This window comes from Rhizobium sp. YJ-22 (assembly GCF_029601685.1).
In the GTDB taxonomy this organism is placed as follows: Bacteria; Pseudomonadota; Alphaproteobacteria; order Rhizobiales; family Rhizobiaceae; genus Metarhizobium.
This window is the reverse complement of the sequence record NZ_JARRIR010000018.1, coordinates 39,130-60,575: the sequence shown is the minus strand read 5'-3', so window position 1 is coordinate 60,575 and position 21,446 is coordinate 39,130. Positions and strand designations below refer to the sequence as shown.

Genomic DNA, 21,446 nt, shown 5'->3' with positions numbered 1-21,446 from the left:
AGCAGGCATTCTTCAAAACCTCCTTTCTCAATGCATTCCAGTCATATGCACCCCGGTCTATCCGGGACGAGGCGCACTATAGGTGATGTCCGTGACCCATGCCCTGTCCGCAGCCTCGACGTCGAATTGCCGGTCGAGCGTATTATCGACAATGACGGAGGGGCGGCCGCCATATTTGCCAGGACGACGTTTGTAACCGATCTCAGCCTTGATCCCGGCAAGCCTTGTCAGACGTGCGACGCGGTTCGGGCAGCACATCTCGCCTTGGTCGAGAAGGTCGTCATGAAGCTTCCGATAGCCATAGACCTTGCCGCTCTCTTCCCAAGCTTGAAACAGGAGATCGGTCTGTCGTTTGTCCTCGCTGGCCCGTTTGCTCAACGGGTTCTTCAGCCAGGCATAGAACCCGCTCGGGTGCACATGGAGAAGCCGGCACATCGTCCGCACCGAGAACCGCAGGCGATACAGGGCAATGAACGCGTACTTCACTTTGCATCCCTGGCGAAGTACGCGGCCGCTTTTTTTAGGATGTCGCGCTCCTCGGTAACGCGAGCCAGTTCCTTCGGGCGTGTCGCAAAGCCGGCGATAGGACGCGTTGAGCCGATAATCACCCAGCTTTTACGCTTTGTTAACCTTTTGAAGTCCGAAGAGGCGCCCGAGCAGATCATTCTGATCGTTGACGGTCCACTCGCCGGAAAAGCCGAAGCCTTTCCGCAGCCACAACATCGCTTCGAATCCGGCGATCGTCCGGCGCGCCGTTTTGAAGGACTGGAAGCCGCCGATCTTGGGTATGTTCTTCTTCACTCGGAAGTGATCGCTCTCGATGCCTTGTTGGAGATGTTTGGTGACATAATGTACCGGGCCTGGATGCAGGAGCCCGTCCTCGACAGCTGTCTTGATCGTTGAAGGAAACGTGTTGGCGCCATCGGTGCCGATCTTATCCGGCGATAGTAGCGGCTCATCCTTGAGCATCTTACGGAAGAAGCGCTTGGCGGCGTCGAGATCGCGCTTAGCGGTGAGCAAGAAGTCGATCGGGTTTCCGTGCTTGTCGATGGCGCGGTACAGGTATCGCCACTTGCCCCGGATCTTAACGTAGGTCTCGTCAATCCTGACTGAGCCACAATGCGGTCGGCGAAACTGGCGAAGCCGCTTCTCGATGACAGGTGCATAGGCAAGGACCCACCGATTGATGGTGCTGTGGTCGACCTCAAAGCCGCGCTCGCGGAACATCTCCTCGAGATGAGAGCGGCGGTGCAAAAGTCGGCCACGGTAGCGGCGGCATAATGCTGCTGCGGGCGGAGTAAAATCCGGCCACCTATTTCCTTTCTGCAACGAGTGCAGGGGGGACAGGGGATCTACACCGTGGAACTTTATCTGAGGGTTCGGCTGGCTGTTTCAGAAGGAATGACGAAGCGCCAGGCAGCTAAGCATTTCAACATATCGCGCGACAGCGTGGCCAAGATGGTGGCCTATTCGACGCCGCCCGGCTATCAGCGGCGATCACCGATCCGGCGTCCGAAGCTGGATGCATTCGTTTCGACGATCGACCATTGGCTCGATGAAGACCTGAAGGTGCCGCGCAAGCAGCGCCATACGGCCAAGCGGGTGTTCGACCGCCTGCGCGACGAATGCGGGTTCACCGGCGGCTACACGATCATCAAGGATTATATGCGCGAGCGTGATCAGCGCCGCCAGGAGGTGTTCGTGCCGCTGTCGCATCCGCCCGGCCATGCGCAGGCGGACTTCGGTGAGGCGACGGTCGTGATTGGCGGCGTGGAGCAGAAGGCGCGCTTCTTTGTGCTCGATCTGCCGCATAGCGACGGGTGCTATGTGCGGGCCTATCCGGCGGCGGTGGCCGAAGCCTGGGTCGATGGCCACATCCATGCGTTCGCGTTCTTCGGGGCCGTACCGCGGTCGATCGTCTATGACAACGACCGCTGCCTTGTGGCGAAGATCCTGCCGGACGGCACACGCAAGCGGGCAGCGCTGTTCAGCGGCTTTCTGTCCCACTATCTGATCCGGGATCGCTACGGTCGTCCGGGGAAAGGCAACGACAAGGGGAATGTCGAGGGTCTCGTGGGCTATGCCCGTCGCAACTTCATGGTACCGATCCCACAGTTCCCGACATGGGATGCGTTCAACGCTTTTCTGGAAGAGCAGTGCCGCAAACGCCAGCGCGACAAGCTGCGGGGCGAGAGCGAGACGATCGGAGAACGGCTGCAGCGCGATCTTGCGGCCATGCGTCCCTTGCCGGCGTCGTCGTTTGATGCCTGCGATCAGGCCAGCGCTGTTGTGACTGCCCAGTCGCTGGTGCGCTACAAGACGAACGACTATTCCGTGCCGGTCGCCTACGGCCATCAGGACGTCTGGGTTCGGGGCTATGTCAATGAGGTGGTAATCGGCTGCCGCGGCGAGATTATCGCGCGTCATCCGCGATGCTGGGAACGCGAAGACGTCGTCTTCGATCCCATCCATTACCTGCCGCTGATCGAGCAGAAGATCAATGCGCTGGATCAGGCAGCGCCACTCCAGGGCTGGGACCTGCCGGAGGAGTTCGCGACGCTGCGCCGGCTGATGGAAGGCCGCATGGCCAAGCATGGGCGGCGGGAATATGTGCAGGTTCTCCGTCTCCTGGAAAACTTCGACCTTCCCGATCTACATGCAGCGGTGAAGCAGGCGATACAGCTCGGTGCGATCGGCTTCGATGCGGTCAAGCATCTGATCCTGTGCCGGGTCGAGCGCCGGCCGCCGCGATTGGACCTGGCGATCTATCCCTACCTGCCAAGGGCGACGGTCGAGAAGACCTCGGTAAAAGCGTATATGCGCCTCCTGTCGTCTGATGCGGGAGAAGCGGCATGAGCACCGAAGCACCAGAGATCCTGCTCGCCCATTATCTCAAGACCCTGAAGCTGCCGACCTTCCAGCGGGAGTACCAGAAGCTGGCCCGGCTATGTGCCACTGAAGGTGTCGATCATGTCGGATATCTCTTCCGGCTTGCCGAGCGGGAGATGATCGAACGCGATCGCCGCAAGGTCGAACGCCGGATCAAGGCGGCCAAATTCCCGGTCGTCAAAAGCTTGGATAGCTTCGACTTTACCGCCATACCTAAGCTGAACAAGATGCAGGTGCTGGAACTGGCCCGATGCGAATGGATCGAGCGCCGCGAGAACGTCATCGCCCTGGGCCCCAGCGGCACGGGTAAGACGCATGTGGCTCTCGGCCTCGGCCTGGCCGCATGCCAGAAAGGCTTGTCCGTCGGCTTCACGACGGCCGCCGCCCTGGTCAGTGAGATGATGGAGGCGCGTGATGAGCGGCGTCTGCTTCGGTTCCAGAAGCAGATGGCAGCCTACAAGCTGCTCATCATCGACGAGCTGGGCTTTGTGCCGCTGTCGAAGACCGGTGCGGAGTTGCTGTTCGAGCTGATCTCGCAACGCTACGAGCGCGGCGCTACTCTGATCACCAGCAATCTGCCTTTCGATGAATGGACGGAAACCCTGGGGTCCGAGCGTCTAACTGGTGCCCTGCTCGATCGCATCACCCACCATGTCAACATCCTCGAGATGAACGGCGACAGCTATCGTCTCGCCCAGAGCCGCGCCAGAAAGACCGGCTGAAATGCTCCTTCAAAAAATCGCCGCGCCGGCCCGAGACCCCCGCTCGGGCTTAAGCCCTCCCGGCGGTCTCAGGCCGGCGCCGCAGTGGCCGACTTTTGCTCCGCCCCGTGGCCGGTTTTTACTCCGCCGTTGACACGAGATCTCTGTAGCTGAGCGGATACCGTAGATACCATGTCACTGCCTGCACGATCAGCCATGCCTCGAAATGCCGCCCTTTGAAATCGTCCTTCGACTGGCGCTTCAGCTTTTCGGCAATGGCATTCAGAATCATGGCTACGCTCCGCTACATCGGGAGCGGAAATTCCACCGTCGTGGTCAACAGCTAGTTAACCAAAAGAATTTGCGACACGCCCGCATTTGATCGCATCAGTTCCATAAATATGCTTATGCGATATGTTATTGTTATCATAACAGGAAATTAATGGGGGAATGCGACTGACACCGGGCCTTATCGCCCTCACTTATGGAGCAACCAGAAATGAATGCAGAAAGGCCCTCTCGTTTCGAGAGGATTGCGCTTGAGGTCCAGGACGCCAAAGACGTCCAAGAGTCGCTTCAGATTTTCCAACTGGCATACGGGGTGGATTTCGCAACGTATCACCTCGCGCTCACGATAGTGGACATCGTCGACACCCCTTATGTCCGGACGACTTACCATGCAGCTTGGGTTTCCCGATATCTTCTACACGACTACGTCAAGATCGACCCTGTTCTCCGCGAGGGTCTCATACGGCAATTGCCCTTCGACTGGCGTGAAGTCGAAATCCCGCAGGCCGCTCACGAGTTCCTTCTCGATGCACAGGATCATGGTGTTGGCGCCAACGGCTACTCGATCCCGATCGTCGACAAATCACGAAGGGCGCTATTGTCATTGAATTCGCGGCAAGTTGGCGACGACTGGAGCGCTACCGTCGCCCAGTATCGGGACGAGTGGGTGGAGCTTGCCTTTCTGATTCATCATAAGGCGATCTTCGAGCTCCATGGTGAGCATGACCCCATTCCGCAGCTTTCAGCACGCGAACTCGAATGCCTGCATTGGAGCGCCCTTGGAAAGGATAGTGTCGACATCGCCGTCATTCTGAAGCTATCCGAGCATACCACCCGAGCCTACATCAAATCAGCCCGGAACAAGCTTGGCGGTGGTTCGATCACCTACACGATCGCCAGAGCGATGCAGCTGCGCCTGATTCAGCCCTTTGGCAATACCCCCAACTAGGCGTATCCACTTGGGGGATACATCGCACGCCCTGTTATCTGCATGATCGCCTCCATCAACCTATGGAGGCACTCATGTATGTTCTTGTTCAGGCACACGAATACCACAAGCATCGCCAATTGCTCGATCAGTCGTTCCGATTGAGAAAAAAGGTCTTCGCGGACAAACTGGGCTGGGAGGTCGCCGTGTCAGGCCTCCGCGAGCGCGACAGCTATGACGATCTACACCCGGCCTATCTGCTATGGTGCGACGAGGAGAAGCAACGGCTCTTCGGTTGCGTTCGTCTGATGCCGACGACAGGCCCGACCCTGCTCTACGACGTATTCCGTGACACGTTTCCCGATGGCTGCGACCTCGTCGCACCAGGAATATGGGAAGGCACGAGGATGTGCATCGACGAAGAAGCAATCACACCGGAAATACGTCCGGATCGCGCATTTTGCCTGTTGCTGCTGGCGTTGTGCGAGGTCGCGCTCGACAGTGGCATCCACACAATGATTTCGAACTATGAGCCCCACATGCGGCGCGTCTACAGACAAGCGGGGGCGGAACTCGACGAACTCGGCCGGTCCGATGGGTACGGTCGCTTCCCGGTCTGCTGCGGCGCGTTCGAGGTTTCAAGCCGTGTACTCGCGGCGATGCGCCAAAAACTCAACGTTACAGATCGGCTTTACCGCCGGCCCGCCTTCCCCACCCGGACAATCTCTGAGCCCGCGCGAATATCAGCGTGAGACGCCTTATTCCGGCCGAAGACACGCTCCGTTCGGCTGGATCGGTTCGAAATCCTGGAGTTGCTGCCATGTACAAACATATCGCTGAAGCATTCGTGCCCGTTGCGCATGCCCGATGCGTCGCCGAACAGCTTTGCACAAAATGCTGCGGTTATTGCCTGTCGGTCGCTATCGCCGGCGCCGACAAGCTCCTTACCTTCGAGGACGCCCGCGCGGTCCTGCGGCCTGCGGATACCGGCCTTCAGATGCGGGTCGAAGGACAGAACCTGGTCGTTTTCTGCGGCGTTCGAACGCTGCTGCAGGGCCAGCTTGCGACAGTGGCCACTGTCCAGGGCACAGCGGTCGAATGGCATCCCGCCGGCCGGGTGCCCTTCAAGACGGATCGTCCCGTCCCATGAGACTATCGAGACCGAGGCAAGTTCGGCAGGCCCTGAGCCAGCCGATCTTGCTACTAACGGCGGAATCCAATCTGGTTTCCACGAGAAAGATCACGGTTCTGGCGTAGGTTTCTCTCCTGCAAAGCCCGCGTCTGCTCATGGACCTGTCTCAGCGACGCGGCCTGATCGCGTGTCGCCCCGAGCGACGAGGCGAGCCGAGCGACATTTCCCTCCTTCAGATCTGCCTTGTCTGCCGGCGATAGCCGCCTGCTGATTGCAAGCGTCATCGTCTCCAGCTCGCGACGAAGGGATGGTTCACTGTTCAGGCGACGAACCTGATCGTGACCGTCGCTCCTCAAGATCTCCGTCAGCTTCGCCGACGGCGCCGGGATTTCCACGCGCTGCCGCGCTTGAGTTTCACGATGCTGGGTCACGATCTGGTGGCGCTCGAAATCCACCGCATGTCCGTAATCCGCGAGCGCCGCCGCAAGCTGCGGCGCATGAGCTTCGGCTGACTGCCGCGCGGGACTTGGCCCCCGCAACCAGCCTCTCCCATCCCCGGCCATTTCGCCAATACGGCCTTCCCGGACATCGTCGCCGGCAGCCGCACCGCTTCGTGCATCGCGAATGCTCGCCACCGACGAAGCGACCGCCTGGCTATTGCCGAAGACCAGCCGCGACAGGTTCTCGATCTCGGCCCGCTTGCCGGCGAGGCGCACGGAACCATGCAGCCTGTCGGCGATCTCTTTCTCGGTCAGATCGGGAAGATCCCGACCAGCCACGAGAATATCGGGGCGACCGGCGCTGCGCCCCAATGCCTGGCCCACGCCAAGACTGCGCTCGTTATCGGCGATGCCACGAGCAAATTCCTCGGCCGCGCGCCGCCGCTCGGCGTCCAGCCGTTCATGCCTCGCGGTCTCATCGAGGATTGCCTCCATCATGGCCTTTGCCCGCGCCCGGTTTTCGAGATCGCCGGTTCGCAGTCGCAAGTCATCCAGCATCTCGCGGAATGGTTCACCGCGTTGATCGACGATCGAGGTGGCGATGGCGGTCCGCTCGGCAAGTGCCATGTTCCGATCCAGGCGCTGGCGAGTGTGTGCGACCGCTGCAGCGTATCCCGGCTCCACGATATCCGACATGGCAGCACTGGCGGACTTGCGTCCGGACGCGACGGCGTTTGCTGCCCTCGCCAACGTCTTGCGCATGCCGGCAGTCTCAAGCCAGGAATCGACCACATTAGCCATACGGGAAAGGCGGTCCGTTCGAGCAAAGACATCGCGATCGACGGCAACCTGGTTGAGCCCCACATCGAAATGCTCGGTCAGCCGCTTGCGCTCGCCATTCGGCATTTCGACAGCGAGATCGGCCGGCAGGCGATGGGCGGCGGGGTACTCCTGGCTCCCACGCTTGTCCTGAACCATGGCGCGTGTTGCGACGATCGTGCTGTCATCGGGCAAACGGCCAAGGTCGCGGACGGTTTCGACGAGTTTCAATGCCATGTAACTCTGCGACAGCCGCCCGAGCGCATGTGCCTCGATGTTGCCGATCGGGCGGTGCTCGGCGTCGCGTAGCGCATTGTCGTAGAGCTCGACGAACATACCAAGCGCATCAGCGCGTGTCTGGAAGATCGATCGCCCACGCCGTGATCCATCATCGCCGTCCGCCTCGCGACGTTGCGCAAGCAAATGGTTCACGTCCTCGACGGCTCGTGTTCTGACGGCCGCTATGCGGTCCTCGGGCGCATGCCGTTCCTCGATGCGACCGAGAACATGGCTCCAGTCATCGGAGAAGCGCTGCAGTTCGCCGCGTGTCATCGGCCGCGTTTGCTCGCGCTCGAGGGTGGCCCGCGCCTCCGGGGACCGCGACCAACCGGCCGCGCCTCGCTCATTGTCATAGAGGACCGTGCCGCCCCGCGTTCGAAGCTGGACACGGTCGACGAGATTTTCTGTCTCGACCTTCTCGAGGCTTACGCGCAATCCGGTAACAGCTGCATCGTGGACATGCTGCGGCGGAATGCGAGCCGGATCGCCGGCGTGCAGCATTTCCTCAAAGCGAAAATGATTTCCCTGCCAGCTGAGCCGCGGGTTGACGGCGACCGCTCGAACCTCGACCTCGTAACCGGCGGCGCGGGCCATGCCGATCACGCGGGCGACATTTTCCGGCGTGCGCATCGTGGTTTCGAAGACGATGTTCACTTTGCGCTCGGCGGCCGCCGCCAGCAGCTTTTCCGTCCACCGGCCAGCATCGACCTGGGTGAACTGCGACGCGGTCTCCGGATCCTGTTTCTGGAACGCACGAAACTGCGGGTGATAGGAGCGCAGATCGTCGCCGACGATGCGGATCGTCGGCCCCGATTGTTCGAGCTCCGTCTGGCTCGCGATCAGAACCGCCGTCTTGCCAGCCCCCGGCTGGCCGCCGAGCAAGATCATCCGCGGCCGCGCCGCCGGCCTCATCGTCTCTGGCAGGTAGTCGGGAAGGATGTCGTTGCGGAAAATGCTCTCATTCCTTTCCGGCGAAAGTGGGCCGGATGCCTGAGCGTCCGCCATGATCAGAACTCCGCCCAGAACCGGGCATCGTCCTTCACGCGCGGCCCCCAGAGCGCGATGACGTTCTCGACAGACTCGCGATCGGCGACGGTGATGCTTTGCTGCTGGGCGATCAGATCACGGCGCCGAGACCGAAGCGCTTTGGCAGCATCGGGATCGGATGCTTCGAGCTCATAGACACGCGCGGTGACGATGGCCCGCGCCTGATTGAGGATTTCGATGGCGATCTCGGCGCGGACGATCGCGTCGTAAGGGACTTCCTGTTCCGTCATGGTCTTCTCCTTCTCTGTTCGTCAAAATGCTCACCGGATGACGCCGCGGCCGCGGTCGATCGCGCGCCGCTGACGTTCAGCTACAATCTGCTGGCTGCTGCCCATGCGAACGGTCTGCTGCAATATCTTCAGGCGCTCCTGCATCGCTTCGAATGGACGGCGCTGCGCCGGCGACACGCGGTTGATCACATCCTTCTCACCGCGCAGGATGGCATCGCGGCCGAACCGCAGATCGAGCGCTCGGCTGACACCGGCAAATTCCTCCCAGATGCGGGCATCCAGCGATCCGGCTGCGACATTGAGTTTGGCGTCCTTCTTCTTCATTGCCGCGGCAAGCTCGCGCAATGCTTCGTCGGCCGCCGGCGACAATCCGGGAATGGCCACGCTCATCCGTTGGCGCTCTTCTGTAATTGTCTGGGTCACTGTCGCGAGGGCTGTGGCATAGGACGAGCCCAGCGACCGGACGCGGCTCTCCGCTTCCGGCACAGCCTGAAGCGCATCTTTTCGCTCGCGGCCGACAGCGAGCAATCTGTCCATGATGCGATCGGAACCGCGCAGCGCACCATAGGCCGCGGGTTCGTTCGCAACCGCCGCAGCGATCCGCTCGCCCGAAATGCCCTTGATGATCAGGCTCTCGACCTTGTCGACGGCGCCGGCGGGATCGCGCCAGATGCGCCCGGCCGTTTCGACAAGGGCCGCGCGATTGTGACCATAGTGGGCAACCTCGCGCGCCCTCACCCGCGCTTCGTCTTCCACCGAGGTCTTGAACTCCGTCACGGCGGCAAGCATGGGCAACACGGCACTCGTCTCCTTCCCCGGCTCGACACTGGCGCCGGCGACCACCTTCGAGCGGTCCTTCTTTTCCGCAAGATGCTGTTCCTCGGCAAAGCGGCGCACGACCTTGAAGAGCCGCGCCAGTTTCTCGCGTCGATCGGAAGCAAGATCGTCCGGCATGCGCTCGACCATGTTGCGCTCGGCAATGGCATCGGCTTTCTCCGTGAAGGCGGACCAGCCGAAGCGCGCCGTCAGCGCCTCATTGACCGCCTTCACCTCTTGGACCAGCAAGCGATCCTCGACCGCATAGGCAAAGGCGGTCTTATAGGCGTCGGGTCCGCCGCGCTCACGGACCGCCTCGATTTCGACAAGACGCGCCATTGCCGGTTTCGAGAGCGCGGGGATCGACAGGGACATATGCCCACGCCTCTGTTCCTCGCGAATGCCGAAGCGTTCGGCCTGGCGGCGGAATTCCGTCGCATGGGCACGCGCCAGCGGCAGCAGATCCGAAAGGGCCGCTATCGCTGCATTCCGTTCGTCCCGCGCGGCGCGCCCGTCGACCATGAGGTCGGATCCACGCATGCGGCCAAGTCGCTTCGGGCTGGCTGCGAGATCGTCTGCAAGGCGGCGCGGCTCCATGCCGGCATCCGACGCCAGCGTATTCAGCCTGGCGAGCGCGCCATCGGGATCGCGATAGATTTTCTCGAGGACCGGACGGAGAATAGTCTCCCGCTCCTTCCAGCGATCCGAGGCGAGTTGCGCGCGGCGGGCTTCCTCCTCGACGCTACGGGCAAAACGGGTCGTCGGCGCGATGAGGTATGGCCGGTCCGTGGAAACTTGTGCCGCGACGGTTTCGGAACGATCCTCATTATAGGAGATGCTCTTCTCGCGTTCGATGGCGAAACCGAGCGCCACGCTGGCGCGCTCCCACAGCTTCGCTACCTGCCCGCGCTTTTCGACAAGCCAGGCCAGCCGCCGGGAAGCCCCCTCCTCCATCCCGGCCGCGACCTCGGCGAATGTGTCGATGCCGCGGCGCCGGGCAAAATCGCGCGCATGCGTCTGGTAGCCAGCCTCGCTCTCGAAATCGAGTGTCGTCGTCTTTGCACCGGAACGGCCGAGACGCTCGACCATCTGCTTGAACAGCTCTGGACGATGGCTCTCTCGCTCGATCCGTTCCTGGCGAGCATCGGCCGATTCCTTCAGCTCCGCCGTCCAGACATTTCGCTCGACCTCACGCTTCTCTGTCCGCTTTTCGCCTGTCTCGTCATCGGTGACGACAACATCCACCTTGACCGTTTCAGTACCATCCTTGCGAAGCGTGACCGTATCGCCGACAAAAACGCCGCCCTTGGCAAGCGCCTTCGGCAGGCTCACACCCCAGACACGCTGGACGGTTCCGTCATCCGTGCGGACATCGGCATAGGGACTTTCCTTGGCATCCTCATCGTCCGGCCGGAACTTCGCCTCGCCGGTCTCGACCAGCTCCCCGGTGACGCCGGCGGCGTGATCGGCGCGCGGCTTTCGTCCCCATTCCGGCTTTGGCTCGAAATCCTCGCGCGCCGCATAGAGCGTTGCCTGATCGCGATGACGGGTCATCGAGACATAGGTCAGATGCTGGTCCATCATGCCGGTGGCGAGCACGAAGGTCCGGTCGACAGTGGCGCCCTGAGACTTGTGGATCGTCGCGGCATAGCCATGGTCGATATTGCGATAGCTGTCCTCACTGATGACGACGTCGCGACCGCTGTCGAGGCGAACCGAGAGCAACGGACCACCATGCAGGTCGCCGGTCGCAACGACCGTTCCGAGCATGCCGTTCTTCACATATTGCGGGCCGAGGCGGCGCGCCCTTGGTTCGAGGAAGCGGGCGTTTTCGAGAAAGATGATGCGATCGCCGGCGGCGAATTCCCGCACGCCGCGCTCTGTCTGGAATTCGCGCGCGCCCGTCAGCGCGCCGGCGGCATTCATCACGCCGCGCAACTCTCCATTGAGACGCTTCACATCCTCGTTGGTGTGGGCGAGCACCAGCATCTCGTCGCCGCGCAGCCGGCCGTCATGACCTTCCGCCTGTGACCGCGCGATTGCTTCCTCGCGTGCTGCGCTCCAATCCGCGACGATTCGCTCGACGACTTCAACGCGCTGCTCGGTCTCGACGATCCGGCCTCGCTGGGCATAGGCGTCCAATCCCTCTTCGGCCTTGCCGCGGGCGAAGAGACGCGAGGCATCGCGCGCCCATGCTTCCCGCTGCCGGCGAACCCCGGAAAGCTCGGCGGAACCGATCCGTTCCGATATTGCCCGGAAAGCCGCGCCCGCCTGGATGGGCTGAAGCTGCATTGCGTCGCCGACCAGAACCGCCTTTGCGCCGGCATCCTCGACCACCTTCAATACACGCGCCATCTGCTGCGATGACACCATGCCGGCCTCGTCGATGACGAAGACATTGCCCCGCTCCAAGAGATCACGCCCGTTCTCCCAGGCCAATTCCCATGAAGCGAGCGTGCGCGACTTGATGCCGGAACTGTCTTCCAACCCTTCTGCCGCCTTGCCCGCAAGGGCAGCGCCGAAAACGCGATGATGTTCACCCTCCCAGGCGACGCGCGCGGCGGCAAGCAACGTCGACTTGCCGGCGCCGGCGAGACCGACGACGGCAGCGATACCATTATCACCGGTGACATGACGAACCGCCCCGACCTGTTCCGGGTCGAGCTTGAAGAGCCGTTGCGGATCGGCGGTTTCGACCTGGCGCACGGCTTCGGCAACCTTTGCTTCCGCGATACCGAAACCGGTCCGCTTCGACAGGACCTCTGCCGACTGCGCCATGTCATATTCGATGCGCAGAATCTCGCGCGTGGTGAAGATCGCCGGCTCCGCCACCTTGCCGGTCTGCCGCTCCACCTGCTGGGGCTTCAACAGAACCAGATCGTCGGACGCCATCAGGCGCGCGCGAATGTTCGCGAAATCCTCGGGGTCGTCGACATAACGATGCAGGGCCTTGGCGATATCCTTCTCATCGAAGGTCGACCGTTCGTTGGCAAGCTGCTTCAGGAGAAGCTCGGGCTCGGCCAGCAGCCGGTCGGCCATGTCCTGCCGCCGCGCCAGATCGGCCGGCGCGAAATGCATCTCGACGCCCTTGCGGGCGAGTGCCGCTTTTTCGGGGCCGAGATGTCTCTGCGCAATGCCATCGAGGCCCTGCTCCGCATAGGAGCGCCCATCGAGACGGATATCATGGCCGGCGAGCGCCAGATGCCGGTTCGCCGTTTCCGCCCAACCCATCTTCCACGCCTTCATCGTCTCCTTGTCGCCGGCCCAGAGCTTGTAGACGATCTTGCCGTTCGGCCGGTCCGGCGTGACGACGCGCAGCGGCTCGCCGTCTTGGCCGAGGACCGCAACCTTCTTTCGCCCGAACCCCTCCTCCGTCAGCGGGCGCAGCGCCGTCATCAGATGGATATGAGGATTGCCGTCCTTGTCGTGATAGACCCAGTCGGCGATCATCCCCTGTGAAGTCAGATTGTCCCGGACGAATTCCTGGACCAGGGCGATGTTCTCCGCTCTCGTCAGCTCCTCCGGCAGGGCAATGATCAACTCGCGGGCAAGCTGTGCGTCCGCCCGCGTCTCGAAGGCTTCCACCGCATTCCACAGCGCCTCGCTCGCGCCCGCAACGCTCTTGCCTTCGATAGCGATCCGCAGCCAGGCCGGAACCTGGTCCGGCAGCGCCAGCTCCTCATGCTTCAGTTCTGCCGCGCCGCCGCGATAGCTGAAGGAGGTTCCGACCTGCTCGTCCATCATCCGGGCGCGGTGACGGTAAGCGGCGGCCGAGACGATGCTGCGCCCTGCCCCTCTGCTGATCACCTGCGCTCTGACGAATATGATCGCCACGACTGTCTCCCGATCTCCCAGGCACGTCGCGCCAGCGACGTATATTGCGCCCTCAAATCGATCGAACCGCAGGTCCGATGCCGCTTTTCCGGAAGACGGCCCAGGCCGGAATTCCGGCATCGACGTTTTGGGGACTTGCACAAGGTAGCTTATTTTACTATCTGTTTCTAGTGAGTATGATCGACAAACGGCAATATTCGATCCGAGAGAGGAAACCGCATAAATGGCTGCAAAATCGTCAATTCTGGATATCGATGCGCAAATCGAGAAGCTGCGTGAACGTCGTAAAACTTTGATAGTAAAATCCGCCGAGCGTTTTGCACGCGCCGCCACGAAGGCGGGATTGGCGGAGATGGAGATCGCGGACGAGGAGGTCGATCGCATCTTCGAAGAGATCGCGGCGCGATTTCGCAAAGCGGAGAAGAAGGGGGCTGGTGGCGCATCTGCTTCACCGCGTGGACAGGCAGGTGGCGGGACTGGAGCGGCGACGGAGGTTCCTCATGACGGCTGATCGCAAGAAGGAGGCCCGCGACAAATTCCTGCTCGGCGGGATCGTCGTGCGCGCCGGACTGTCGAAGGCCGACCGGGCGTTCCTGCTCGGCGGGCTGCTTGAACTGGCCCGCGTTGTATCCGGTTCGCCGGAATATCGGCGGCTGCGTGATGTCGGGGAGGAAGCTTTCAAGGCTCCTGACCTTGATGGTGGTCGACCGGTGCTGGAGGCTGCCGAGTGATGGTACGACCCAAACCGCATCCGAGCCTGTTGCTCATTCTGGTGCCGATCGTCGTTTCCGGTTTTGCCTTCTATGTCGCCAACTGGCGCTGGCCGGAGCTAGCGACCGGCATGACTGGGAAGACGCAGTATTGGTTCCTGCGGACGTCGCCGGTTCCGGTCCTTCTCTTCGGACCGCTCGCTGGGCTGCTCACGGTCTGGGCGCTTCCGCTGCATCGGCGTCGACCGATCGCTATGGCAGGCTTCATCTGCTTTCTGCTTATGGCGGGATTTTATGGGCTGCGCGAGATCACCCGGCTTTCACCCTATGTCGAGCGCGGCGCATTGAGCTGGGATCAGGCACTATCCTTCCTCGACATGGTCGCGGTTGCCAGCGCGGCGGTCGGATTCATGGCGGCCGCGGTATCGGCACGCATTTCCAGCGTCGTGCCCGAACCGGTCAAACGCGCCAAGTACGGAACCTTCGGCGACGCCGATTGGCTGCCGATGGCGGCGGCCGCGCGGCTCTTTCCCGACGATGGCGAGATCGTCGTCGGAGAACGCTATCGCGTCGACAAGGAATTGGTCCATGCGCTGCCGTTCGATCCGAACGATCCGTCGACATGGGGCAAGGGCGGAACAGCGCCGCTGCTCACCTACAAGCAGGACTTCGACTCCACGCACATGCTCTTCTTCGCCGGGTCCGGGGGCTACAAGACGACGAGCAACGTCGTACCGACCGCGCTGCGATATACCGGTCCGATCATTTGCCTCGACCCGTCCACCGAGGTCGCGCCGATGGTGGTCGAGCATCGGCGGAAGACGTTGCGGCGGGAGGTCATGGTGCTCGATCCGACCAACCCGATCATGGGCTTCAACGTTCTCGACGGGATCGAGGCCTCGACGAAAAAAGAAGAGGACATCGTCGGCATCGCCCATATGCTGCTGTCGGAAAGCGTGCGCTTCGAAAGCTCCACCGGCTCTTACTTCCAGAACCAGGCGCACAATCTCCTGACCGGGCTTCTGGCGCATGTGATGCTGTCGCCGGAATTTGCCGATCGGCGCAATCTGCGTAGCCTGCGCCAGATTGTCTCGGAGCCTGAGACCTCTGTGCTCGCCATGCTCCGCGACGTTCAGGAGCATTCGGCCTCCGCCTTCATCCGTGAAACGCTGGGCGTGTTCGTCAACATGACGGAGCAAACCTTCAGCGGCGTCTATTCGACGGCATCGAAGGATACGCAGTGGCTGTCCCTCGACAATTACGCCGCCCTCGTGTGTGGCAACACGTTCAAATCGTCCGAAATCGCGGAAGGCAAGAAAGACGTTTTCCTGAACATTCCCGCTTCGATCCTGCGGTCCTATCCGGGGATCGGCCGCGTGATCATCGGCTCGCTGATCAATGCCATGATCGAGGCGGACGGCGCGTTTGATCGGCGGGCGCTGTTCATGCTCGATGAGGTCGACCTGCTCGGCTATATGCGGGTGCTGGAGGAGGCGCGCGATCGCGGCCGCAAATACGGCATCAGCATGATGCTGATGTACCAGTCCGTCGGCCAGCTTGAGCGGCATTTCGGCAAGGACGGCGCGGTGTCATGGATCGACGGCTGCGCCTTTGCCAGCTACGCCGCCATCAAGGCGCTCGATACGGCGCGCAATGTCTCGGCGCAATGCGGGGAAATGACCGTCGAGGTGAAAGGCAGTTCTCGCAATATCGGCTGGGATACGAAAAACAGCGCCTCGCGGAAATCCGAAAGCCTCAACTTCCAACGCCGGCCGCTGATCATGCCACACGAAATCACCCAGTCGATGCGCAAGGACGAACAGATCATCATCGTGCAGGGTCACAGCCCGATCCGCTGCGGGCGCGCGATCTATTTCCGCCGCAAGGAGATGGATTCCGTCGCGCGAACCAATCGCTTCGTCAAGCGAGCGCCCTGAGACGCGCAGCGTCTCGGGCGAAAACTGGAACTGGACGAAGTCAGCCCCGGATACCAGACTTTTCATTCGCAAGAACTTGGGAGGCCGAATGGACCAAAATCACTATGTTGCGACAGGAGGCTGCCCGGCTATTAGCAATCGAAGGCACTGAGAAGGGAAGGGCGGAACGTGCCGCGGAATGATGTCAGATCGAGAGGCATTTTATGGAACTGTTATTTACGCTCGGGGGTCTGATCGCGATTGCGATCGTGCTCTATCTTTTCATGTCACAGCGGGGAAATCGTCTTTCGTGGCGCGTGAAGTGCCTGATCCTGAGCGTGCTGGTCGCGTTATTGGCCGCGCTTTGGTGCATCGTCTACGGGCCAGATCTGTGGGTATTGATCCAGGCGGGGATCCTTATCGTCGTAGGAACGGTCGCGAGCATTCTGTCCGCGCGGAAGGAGTGATCAAAGGGAAAAGTCGCAATGCCCGCAGATCGCTTGCTCGGTCAGCGGCGCGGCGATCGGACCGGGCAGCGATGACGGAGGGCCTAGCGCGGTGGCTCGATCCAGTCGACGAACTTCGAATAGCCTATGGAGACGCCGACGAAGCCGGAGGCCATCAGGAGGAAAACCCAAAAGGGTGTCCCGTTGGCCGCCTCCGGTTTGACGAAGGCGACGAAGGCGACCAGCGGCATTATGAGGCCGCCGAGCATCAGCACGTTCATGACTGGCCGGAGCAGGCTGAGGACAGAATAGGCGAAGCACCAAGCGCAAAAGAGTATGCCGCGCGCGACTGCGACCGGCAAGGCACCGACCGCGCGGGCGACATATCGCAGCGGACGAAAAAGCGGGCTCCGCTCTTCGGTCCGTCCGTTCATATCGACAATGGCTTGCTCTTCGATCATCGCGACAACATCCTTTTCCTGAAAGGTCGCGCCTTCGACTGACAGACGGCGCATACTCTCGGATTTCAGTGAGTCTAGTCTTGGCGGGAGAGCGAGGCAAGCAAAGATCGGCGCGGTGAGCGTCCTATTGGGGAGACCGGTCCCCCACGTCAAATCTGTGTCCGCGTAGCCGAATGCAAAAGAGAAGGGAGGCGCGAACGCCTCCCTTCCTGTTGTTCAGACGCGTGCGGCGATGAACTCGATGCCGGTCTCGCTCCGGATGCGGTCGAGGATTTCGCCGAGGTCTCCCAGCTGCTCGGTGGGAACAACGGTGTAGTCCAGACCGACCCGGCAGGTTTCTCCCTCCGCGACGACATCCTCGTAAATTTCATCGAGGATCGAGATCGGGCCGCTTTCCATCCACAGATGTTCGAAGGTCGTGCAGGTGTGGTAAATCTCGTACAGGAAATCGCCGTCCTCGGTTCCCTTGCCGGCGGCGAGCCGCATTTCCGTCTCGATTTCCTCATGAAGCGCGGCGACGGCTTTGTCGAGCTTTGCGGCAAGCGTGTCGTGCAAGGGGGTCGCGAAAGCGGTTCTACATGCGGCGCGGTCCGCGAGGACTTCGTCGCGGAAGGCTGCGATGGTCGGTACGAGTGTACGTGCGTTGAACGTCATCATGAAATGTCTCCTTTCGATTGACGAAAGGTGTCCACGTTGTTGCCCGGCGGGGGTCAAGGACCGCGGAACGCGGCTTGCAAGCGGATAGACAGATTTTCTGACGTCGCCTTTCGGGCGGCGGCAGAAAATCTGTCTATCCGCGCCGTCCTTGAGGCCCGTTGGGCTGGCGTATAATTCGAAGTCAGAAGAAGAGCCCCCGCGCCCCCTGGGGCGCGGTCCGTATCCGGCGGCGAGCCGGCAGGGAGCGCGAGGGGAATCCCCTCGTGATGAAACGGCCGGTCGATCCGGCCGATTCATCCTGCGAGATGTGGGCGTTACCCGTATGGTAGGAGACCGCTTGCGGGCTCCGTGAGCGAAGCGAATAGCACACGGTCGGCCGCAGGCCGGCTCGCCCGAAACCCCCGCCGTCCAACGCCGCCAACCATCACGGAGATGAATCGGATCATCGGGATCGATTCGAAACTGTCGTTGGACGCCGGAAGCGGGACAGGCGATTCTGCGATAATGCTCACCCAGCCCTATCACCTCTATGTCGAGCGCGTGGATCCTGCCCGGAACATGGCACGCTTCTATACGCTCGCGATCGAACCCACGCTGTTCGGCACGCCTCGCCTCTTGCGGCGTTGGGGAAGGATCGGGACATCAGGTCGGACGATGGTGCATCATTTCGAACGGGAAGAAGAGGCTGTCGCGCTGTTTTTGGGCCTGCTGCGAGAGAGGCGTGCCCGTGGATACCGGGTGAAGCACATCGAGGCACCGGCGGGCGCGTAATAAGTGACGAGGATGGGAACGGAGACGCGGGGGCGAGGCGTAGCCTCGGGCCGGGGCGCCGGTCGATCCGGCGCATCGGCCCCATCGTGCAAGGCAAAAGCCTCCCTCAGTGGGGAGGCTCGGCGTCTTCGGCGGCGAGGAGCGCGGCCAGTTCGGCGCGGGCCTGTTCCAGCTCGGCCTCGATCTGGGCGCGCTCGGCCGGGTCGCAGTGGTTCGCTTCGCGGCGCAGTTCTTCGATGTGGTTTTCGAGGGTCATCGTCATCGTCGTCATCTCCTTGTTGATGTGAAAGATGACGGTGTCGGCCATGACGAAGCGGTGTGGGTCAAAACCCGCTTTAGCGGCTCGCGCGTGGGGGAGCCGATTTTTTTGTCGAGCCGCTTCAGCGGTTCGGCGGAAAAATTGGGGGTACCACGCGGTTTTGACGCGCGCCGCTTCGTCATGGCAGACTTGGCTTTCTGAGCAGACAGACCTTCCTCTCGTGGGGCACCCTGACAAGCGCGCCGATGGGCGCGATCGGGGCTGGAAGCACGCGAGGAAGCCGGCCCCTTGCGGGGCCGGTTCGGTTCGGCTCACTCCGGGTTGTTCCAGAGGAGCACCTTCTTGCCGTCTTCGCCGCCCGGTGCGGGGGCCAGGTTCCCGAAGATGACGCCGATCTCGGGGGCCTCCATCCGGATCGAGACGTATTCTGCCCCGCTGCGCGGCGAGACCCGGTTCCAGCCCGCGCCGATCTCGAACCCGGTGCGCTTGTTGATGACGCGGTAGTCCGGGGCGTCCTCGCGGGACTTGTGGGCGTTGGGGAGGACGGCGATCGGGGCATTGACGCGCAATGTGGCAAAAACGCCTTCCATCGAGCCGTCGGCCTTGGTGGTGAGGTTTGCGATCGTGGATGCCATGGTAGTTCTCCTTCGGTTCCATCGGGACCGTTCCCGATGGCGGCAAAGGAGAGGGCTGATCTGCTGCGGTCAGCTCGGCGGAAAATTTTGCAAAATTCGATTTGCCGCCAAAGCGGACAAACCGAAATCGAATTTTGCAAAAATTTCTGTCGAGTCTTACCCCTTCAGGGGTTGGCCGCAAAAGCAGGCAGTCCTCTACAAAGTCGGCATCAATGGGAACGGGGCAGATGGAACCGGAGGCGATGCCTGCCGTGGCGTCCCGACTTGCAGCCTCTCCGCCAGCGCTGCGACCGCTCGATGGAAGGTGTCTTTGCCTATCGGTTTGCGCGCCATTGCCTTCGCCGCCCTTCCCGCACGACCACCCCGCGAGGGCGCTCCGGGGTGCCGACGTCATCGCAAGCGCCCGGCGTTCGACGGCGCGGGTTGGGACTGGGGTGAGACGTGCAGCGGGTCCGATATGCCGCGTCTCGACCCGGATGGAGGTCTTCGAGATCGGCGTTATCTTTCGCATCGGTCCTGGCCGTCGCCCCGGCGGCGAAGACGGCGAGAAGACGATCTTTCTGCGCACGACACCGGAGGGGCCGAGCGACTGGTCTCGCAAGGGGCCGGCTTCCTTGCAGGCGGCGGGAAGCCACGGGGATCATCGCGGAAAGCGTCGGCGTGCTGTCGGCCGGCGGCCGGCGGGCTCGCCGCCCGCCGAACAGGCGTGTCATCTCCCCTTTGCGAGATGGCGTTCCTCGTCGGTCATGCGCGCCTCGATCCGCCCCACCAGATCCCGGCCGGCGTTGCGCAGCATCTCCTGCCAATCGCAAACGTTCCGAAGCGTGAACTTCGCGCTGCGCATCGTGTCATAGACGACGCAGGGCGAGCCGGCTGCCGCAAGGCGCAGCATGTTGAGGCAGGTTCCCGGCGAAGCGCCATCCCAGACCATCAGCCCGTAGTCAGCGCGCCGCGCCATCTCGCGGTCCTTTTCGGCATGAAAGGCGTAGCCATGCGCGCCTCCCGACGCGGGCCGGTGATAGGCCGCCCAGTCGCCGAGATTGTTGCGCGGCTCGCTGCCGGCATGGAAGACGCCGACATGCTCATAGCCATAACCGGCGAGCAGGCTCTGCGCCTCCGCGTCGGCTCCGGGCGCATCGCCGACCAGTACGCCATGCTCGGCGGCGATCATCGCGCCGATGCGCGCTATCACCGGTTCCGGCAGCTCGAATATGTCGCGTGATCCGCCTACGAATATCATCGCCATGGTCGCTCTCCTTTTTCCACCAACAGACCTGCCCCTCCCGGCCCGCCTCTCCCTCTCAGCGACCGCATCGCCTCGAAGGAGCGGAACGGCGAAGCCGTTCCGCGAGTGGCAGATGGTCGGGCCGGCCTTCGGCCGGCGTTTGCTGCGCGGGGAGAAAGAGGGAACCAGCGTGCCAGACGTTTGCTCGGATCTGCGGCGATGAGCTTCATGCCCAGCGTCGCAACCGCCATGCCGATGTCAAATATTGACATTGAGGTTTCGGTGCGGGAAAATCCGCCTCGACAATTCCAACCGGGAGGGCGCGGCCATGACCAGCAGCCTGCATGTGAGTTTGCCGGACGAAATGCGCGCCTTCGTCGATATGCGCGCAAACGGCAAGAACCAATACACGACGCCGAGTGAATATGTGCGCGCGCTGATCCGCGAGGACATGGCGCGCGAGGAAGACCGCCGTTATGCGGTCCGGTCCTTGCTGAAGGCGGAGGAAGAGTTCCGGCGCGGGGAAATGCTGCCCCTGTCCGCCCTGGATGCCGTCGACGCGGAACTGGACGAAGAGCTGCGTTAGTGGCTCCCCGCATCCTTATCCTGCCGACGGCGTTGGAAAACTACCGTCTGGCGATCCGCGAGACGGCGCGGATCTGGTCGCCGCAACAGGCGAAAGCCTATGGACGCCTGCTTCGCAAGGGCTTCGAGGAGATCCCCGAAGCCTATGCCCGCGTGCGCACGAAGAAGGACGAGCGGGTGGGCCATTCCCTGTTCCGCCTCCACAAGATCGAGCATCACTATGCTGCCTATATCGTTGTTGACGACGCGACTTTTGTCGTCGCCGCTGTTCTCCACGAACGGATGGACATTCCCGCGCAACTGCGCACCGTCGAACGATTGACCGACCGCGAATATGAGAGCCTGATGGGACATCCTCGCCCGAAACGCTAGGACGCT

The 21,446-nt window shown here is 62.1% G+C and carries 20 protein-coding genes and 3 pseudogenes; 12 read left to right on the top strand and 11 right to left on the bottom strand.

The genetic code is table 11. The features are described from left to right. Positions 1–78: 78 nt before the first annotated feature. Positions 79–560: pseudogene (locus P7F60_RS27245) on the bottom strand (IS3 family transposase); the annotation flags it as partial. 55 nt (positions 561–615) lie between these two features. Beyond that, positions 616–1,236: pseudogene (locus P7F60_RS27240) on the bottom strand (IS6 family transposase); the annotation flags it as partial. A 123-nt stretch (positions 1,237–1,359) separates the two neighbouring features. Here P7F60_RS27240 and istA point away from each other — a divergent pair. After that, positions 1,360–2,856 carry an IS21 family transposase gene (gene istA, locus P7F60_RS27235; RefSeq protein WP_277920785.1) on the top strand — a complete coding sequence of 499 codons (1,497 nt, stop codon included), beginning with the start codon at positions 1,360–1,362 and terminating at the stop codon, positions 2,854–2,856. Next, entirely contained in the window at positions 2,853–3,611 is a 759-nt protein-coding gene (istB, locus tag P7F60_RS27230) for an IS21-like element helper ATPase IstB (protein WP_277920784.1), read from the top strand. The genes istA and istB overlap by 4 nt, the downstream gene beginning before the upstream one ends. A gap of 136 nt (positions 3,612–3,747) precedes the next feature. Here istB and P7F60_RS27225 read toward each other — a convergent pair. Next, positions 3,748–3,882, bottom strand: a pseudogene (locus P7F60_RS27225) (IS6 family transposase); the annotation flags it as partial. Between the two features lie 207 nt (positions 3,883–4,089). Between P7F60_RS27225 and P7F60_RS27220 the strand changes: the two are divergent. From P7F60_RS27220 to P7F60_RS27210, 3 genes are all read left to right on the top strand, one after another. Next, positions 4,090–4,827, top strand: coding sequence for an autoinducer binding domain-containing protein (locus P7F60_RS27220; RefSeq protein WP_277920783.1), 738 nt, complete (start codon positions 4,090–4,092; stop codon positions 4,825–4,827). 74 nt (positions 4,828–4,901) lie between these two features. Then, a complete protein-coding gene (locus P7F60_RS27215) occupies positions 4,902–5,558 on the top strand; it encodes an acyl-homoserine-lactone synthase (protein ID WP_277920782.1) in 657 nt (218 codons plus the stop codon). 68 nt (positions 5,559–5,626) lie between these two features. Continuing rightward, positions 5,627–5,956, top strand: coding sequence for a hypothetical protein (locus P7F60_RS27210; protein ID WP_277920781.1), 330 nt, complete (start codon positions 5,627–5,629; stop codon positions 5,954–5,956). Positions 5,957–6,009: 53 nt separating this feature from the next. Here P7F60_RS27210 and P7F60_RS27205 read toward each other — a convergent pair whose 3' ends face one another. Genes P7F60_RS27205 through traA form a run of 3 tightly spaced genes read right to left on the bottom strand, consistent with a single transcriptional unit; the run spans position 6,010 to position 13,403 of the window. Then, positions 6,010–8,481: a BID domain-containing T4SS effector gene (locus P7F60_RS27205; protein ID WP_277920780.1), complete on the bottom strand. Its 2,472-nt coding sequence runs from the start codon at positions 8,479–8,481 to the stop codon at positions 6,010–6,012. Between the two features lie 2 nt (positions 8,482–8,483). Continuing rightward, positions 8,484–8,753, bottom strand: a complete 270-nt coding sequence (locus P7F60_RS27200) for a hypothetical protein (RefSeq protein WP_277920779.1) — start codon at positions 8,751–8,753, stop codon at positions 8,484–8,486. A 30-nt stretch (positions 8,754–8,783) separates the two neighbouring features. Further along, positions 8,784–13,403: a Ti-type conjugative transfer relaxase TraA gene (gene traA / locus P7F60_RS27195; protein WP_277920778.1), complete on the bottom strand. Its 4,620-nt coding sequence runs from the start codon at positions 13,401–13,403 to the stop codon at positions 8,784–8,786. A gap of 223 nt (positions 13,404–13,626) precedes the next feature. Here traA and P7F60_RS27190 point away from each other — a divergent pair, with 223 nt between their 5' ends. The 4 genes from P7F60_RS27190 (at position 13,627) to P7F60_RS27175 (ending at position 16,496) form a co-directional block, all read left to right on the top strand. Further along, positions 13,627–13,914 (top strand): TraC family protein, encoded by a 288-nt coding sequence (locus P7F60_RS27190; protein ID WP_277920777.1) that lies wholly within the window; start codon positions 13,627–13,629, stop codon positions 13,912–13,914. Further along, complete coding sequence (locus P7F60_RS27185) at positions 13,904–14,134, top strand: conjugal transfer protein TraD (protein WP_277920776.1); 231 nt, start codon at positions 13,904–13,906, stop codon at positions 14,132–14,134. Before P7F60_RS27190 ends, P7F60_RS27185 begins: the two co-directional genes overlap by 11 nt. Then, positions 14,131–16,050 carry a Ti-type conjugative transfer system protein TraG gene (gene traG / locus P7F60_RS27180; protein WP_277920775.1) on the top strand — a complete coding sequence of 640 codons (1,920 nt, stop codon included), beginning with the start codon at positions 14,131–14,133 and terminating at the stop codon, positions 16,048–16,050. The genes P7F60_RS27185 and traG overlap by 4 nt, the downstream gene beginning before the upstream one ends. 203 nt (positions 16,051–16,253) lie before the next feature. Further along, positions 16,254–16,496: a hypothetical protein gene (locus P7F60_RS27175; RefSeq protein ID WP_277920774.1), complete on the top strand. Its 243-nt coding sequence runs from the start codon at positions 16,254–16,256 to the stop codon at positions 16,494–16,496. A gap of 83 nt (positions 16,497–16,579) precedes the next feature. Here P7F60_RS27175 and P7F60_RS27170 read toward each other — a convergent pair whose 3' ends face one another. Both P7F60_RS27170 and P7F60_RS27165 read right to left on the bottom strand, forming a co-directional pair. After that, the gene (locus P7F60_RS27170) at positions 16,580–17,089 is read right to left on the bottom strand and encodes a hypothetical protein (RefSeq protein ID WP_277920773.1); all 510 of its coding nucleotides are present in this window, start codon (positions 17,087–17,089) and stop codon (positions 16,580–16,582) included. A gap of 63 nt (positions 17,090–17,152) precedes the next feature. Beyond that, complete coding sequence (locus P7F60_RS27165; protein WP_277920772.1) at positions 17,153–17,593, bottom strand: hypothetical protein; 441 nt, start codon at positions 17,591–17,593, stop codon at positions 17,153–17,155. A 504-nt stretch (positions 17,594–18,097) separates the two neighbouring features. Between P7F60_RS27165 and P7F60_RS27160 the strand changes: the two genes are divergently transcribed. Then, complete coding sequence (locus P7F60_RS27160; protein WP_347276902.1) at positions 18,098–18,364, top strand: WGR domain-containing protein; 267 nt, start codon at positions 18,098–18,100, stop codon at positions 18,362–18,364. Between the two features lie 106 nt (positions 18,365–18,470). Here the strand turns inward: P7F60_RS27160 and P7F60_RS27155 are convergent, their stop codons facing one another. From P7F60_RS27155 to P7F60_RS27145, 3 genes are all read right to left on the bottom strand, one after another. Next, positions 18,471–18,671: a hypothetical protein gene (locus P7F60_RS27155; protein ID WP_277920786.1), complete on the bottom strand. Its 201-nt coding sequence runs from the start codon at positions 18,669–18,671 to the stop codon at positions 18,471–18,473. A gap of 263 nt (positions 18,672–18,934) precedes the next feature. After that, positions 18,935–19,258, bottom strand: coding sequence for a DUF736 family protein (locus tag P7F60_RS27150; RefSeq protein ID WP_134653370.1), 324 nt, complete (start codon positions 19,256–19,258; stop codon positions 18,935–18,937). 709 nt (positions 19,259–19,967) lie between these two features. Beyond that, on the bottom strand, positions 19,968–20,504 hold the full coding sequence (locus P7F60_RS27145) for a hypothetical protein (protein WP_277920770.1): 537 nt from the start codon (positions 20,502–20,504) through the stop codon (positions 19,968–19,970). A 307-nt stretch (positions 20,505–20,811) separates the two neighbouring features. Here P7F60_RS27145 and P7F60_RS27140 point away from each other — a divergent pair, with 307 nt between their 5' ends. Both P7F60_RS27140 and P7F60_RS27135 read left to right on the top strand, forming a co-directional pair. Further along, on the top strand, positions 20,812–21,069 hold the full coding sequence (locus tag P7F60_RS27140) for a CopG family transcriptional regulator (RefSeq protein ID WP_134653376.1): 258 nt from the start codon (positions 20,812–20,814) through the stop codon (positions 21,067–21,069). Continuing rightward, complete coding sequence (locus P7F60_RS27135; protein WP_277920769.1) at positions 21,069–21,440, top strand: type II toxin-antitoxin system RelE/ParE family toxin; 372 nt, start codon at positions 21,069–21,071, stop codon at positions 21,438–21,440. Before P7F60_RS27140 ends, P7F60_RS27135 begins: the two co-directional genes overlap by 1 nt. Positions 21,441–21,446 lie beyond the last annotated feature (6 nt).

Coding starts and splice junctions, on each gene's coding strand:
- istB (WP_277920784.1), top strand. CDS start 2,853: ATGAGCACCGAAGCACCAGAGATCCTGCTCGCCCATTATCTCAAGACC.
- P7F60_RS27220 (WP_277920783.1), top strand. CDS start 4,090: ATGAATGCAGAAAGGCCCTCTCGTTTCGAGAGGATTGCGCTTGAGGTC.
- P7F60_RS27215 (WP_277920782.1), top strand. CDS start 4,902: ATGTATGTTCTTGTTCAGGCACACGAATACCACAAGCATCGCCAATTG.
- P7F60_RS27210 (WP_277920781.1), top strand. CDS start 5,627: ATGTACAAACATATCGCTGAAGCATTCGTGCCCGTTGCGCATGCCCGA.
- P7F60_RS27205 (WP_277920780.1), bottom strand. CDS start 8,481: ATGGCGGACGCTCAGGCATCCGGCCCACTTTCGCCGGAAAGGAATGAG.
- P7F60_RS27200 (WP_277920779.1), bottom strand. CDS start 8,753: ATGACGGAACAGGAAGTCCCTTACGACGCGATCGTCCGCGCCGAGATC.
- P7F60_RS27190 (WP_277920777.1), top strand. CDS start 13,627: ATGGCTGCAAAATCGTCAATTCTGGATATCGATGCGCAAATCGAGAAG.
- P7F60_RS27185 (WP_277920776.1), top strand. CDS start 13,904: ATGACGGCTGATCGCAAGAAGGAGGCCCGCGACAAATTCCTGCTCGGC.
- P7F60_RS27175 (WP_277920774.1), top strand. CDS start 16,254: ATGGAACTGTTATTTACGCTCGGGGGTCTGATCGCGATTGCGATCGTG.
- P7F60_RS27165 (WP_277920772.1), bottom strand. CDS start 17,593: ATGATGACGTTCAACGCACGTACACTCGTACCGACCATCGCAGCCTTC.
- P7F60_RS27160 (WP_347276902.1), top strand. CDS start 18,098: ATGCTCACCCAGCCCTATCACCTCTATGTCGAGCGCGTGGATCCTGCC.
- P7F60_RS27155 (WP_277920786.1), bottom strand. CDS start 18,671: ATGGCCGACACCGTCATCTTTCACATCAACAAGGAGATGACGACGATG.
- P7F60_RS27150 (WP_134653370.1), bottom strand. CDS start 19,258: ATGGCATCCACGATCGCAAACCTCACCACCAAGGCCGACGGCTCGATG.
- P7F60_RS27145 (WP_277920770.1), bottom strand. CDS start 20,504: ATGGCGATGATATTCGTAGGCGGATCACGCGACATATTCGAGCTGCCG.
- P7F60_RS27140 (WP_134653376.1), top strand. CDS start 20,812: ATGACCAGCAGCCTGCATGTGAGTTTGCCGGACGAAATGCGCGCCTTC.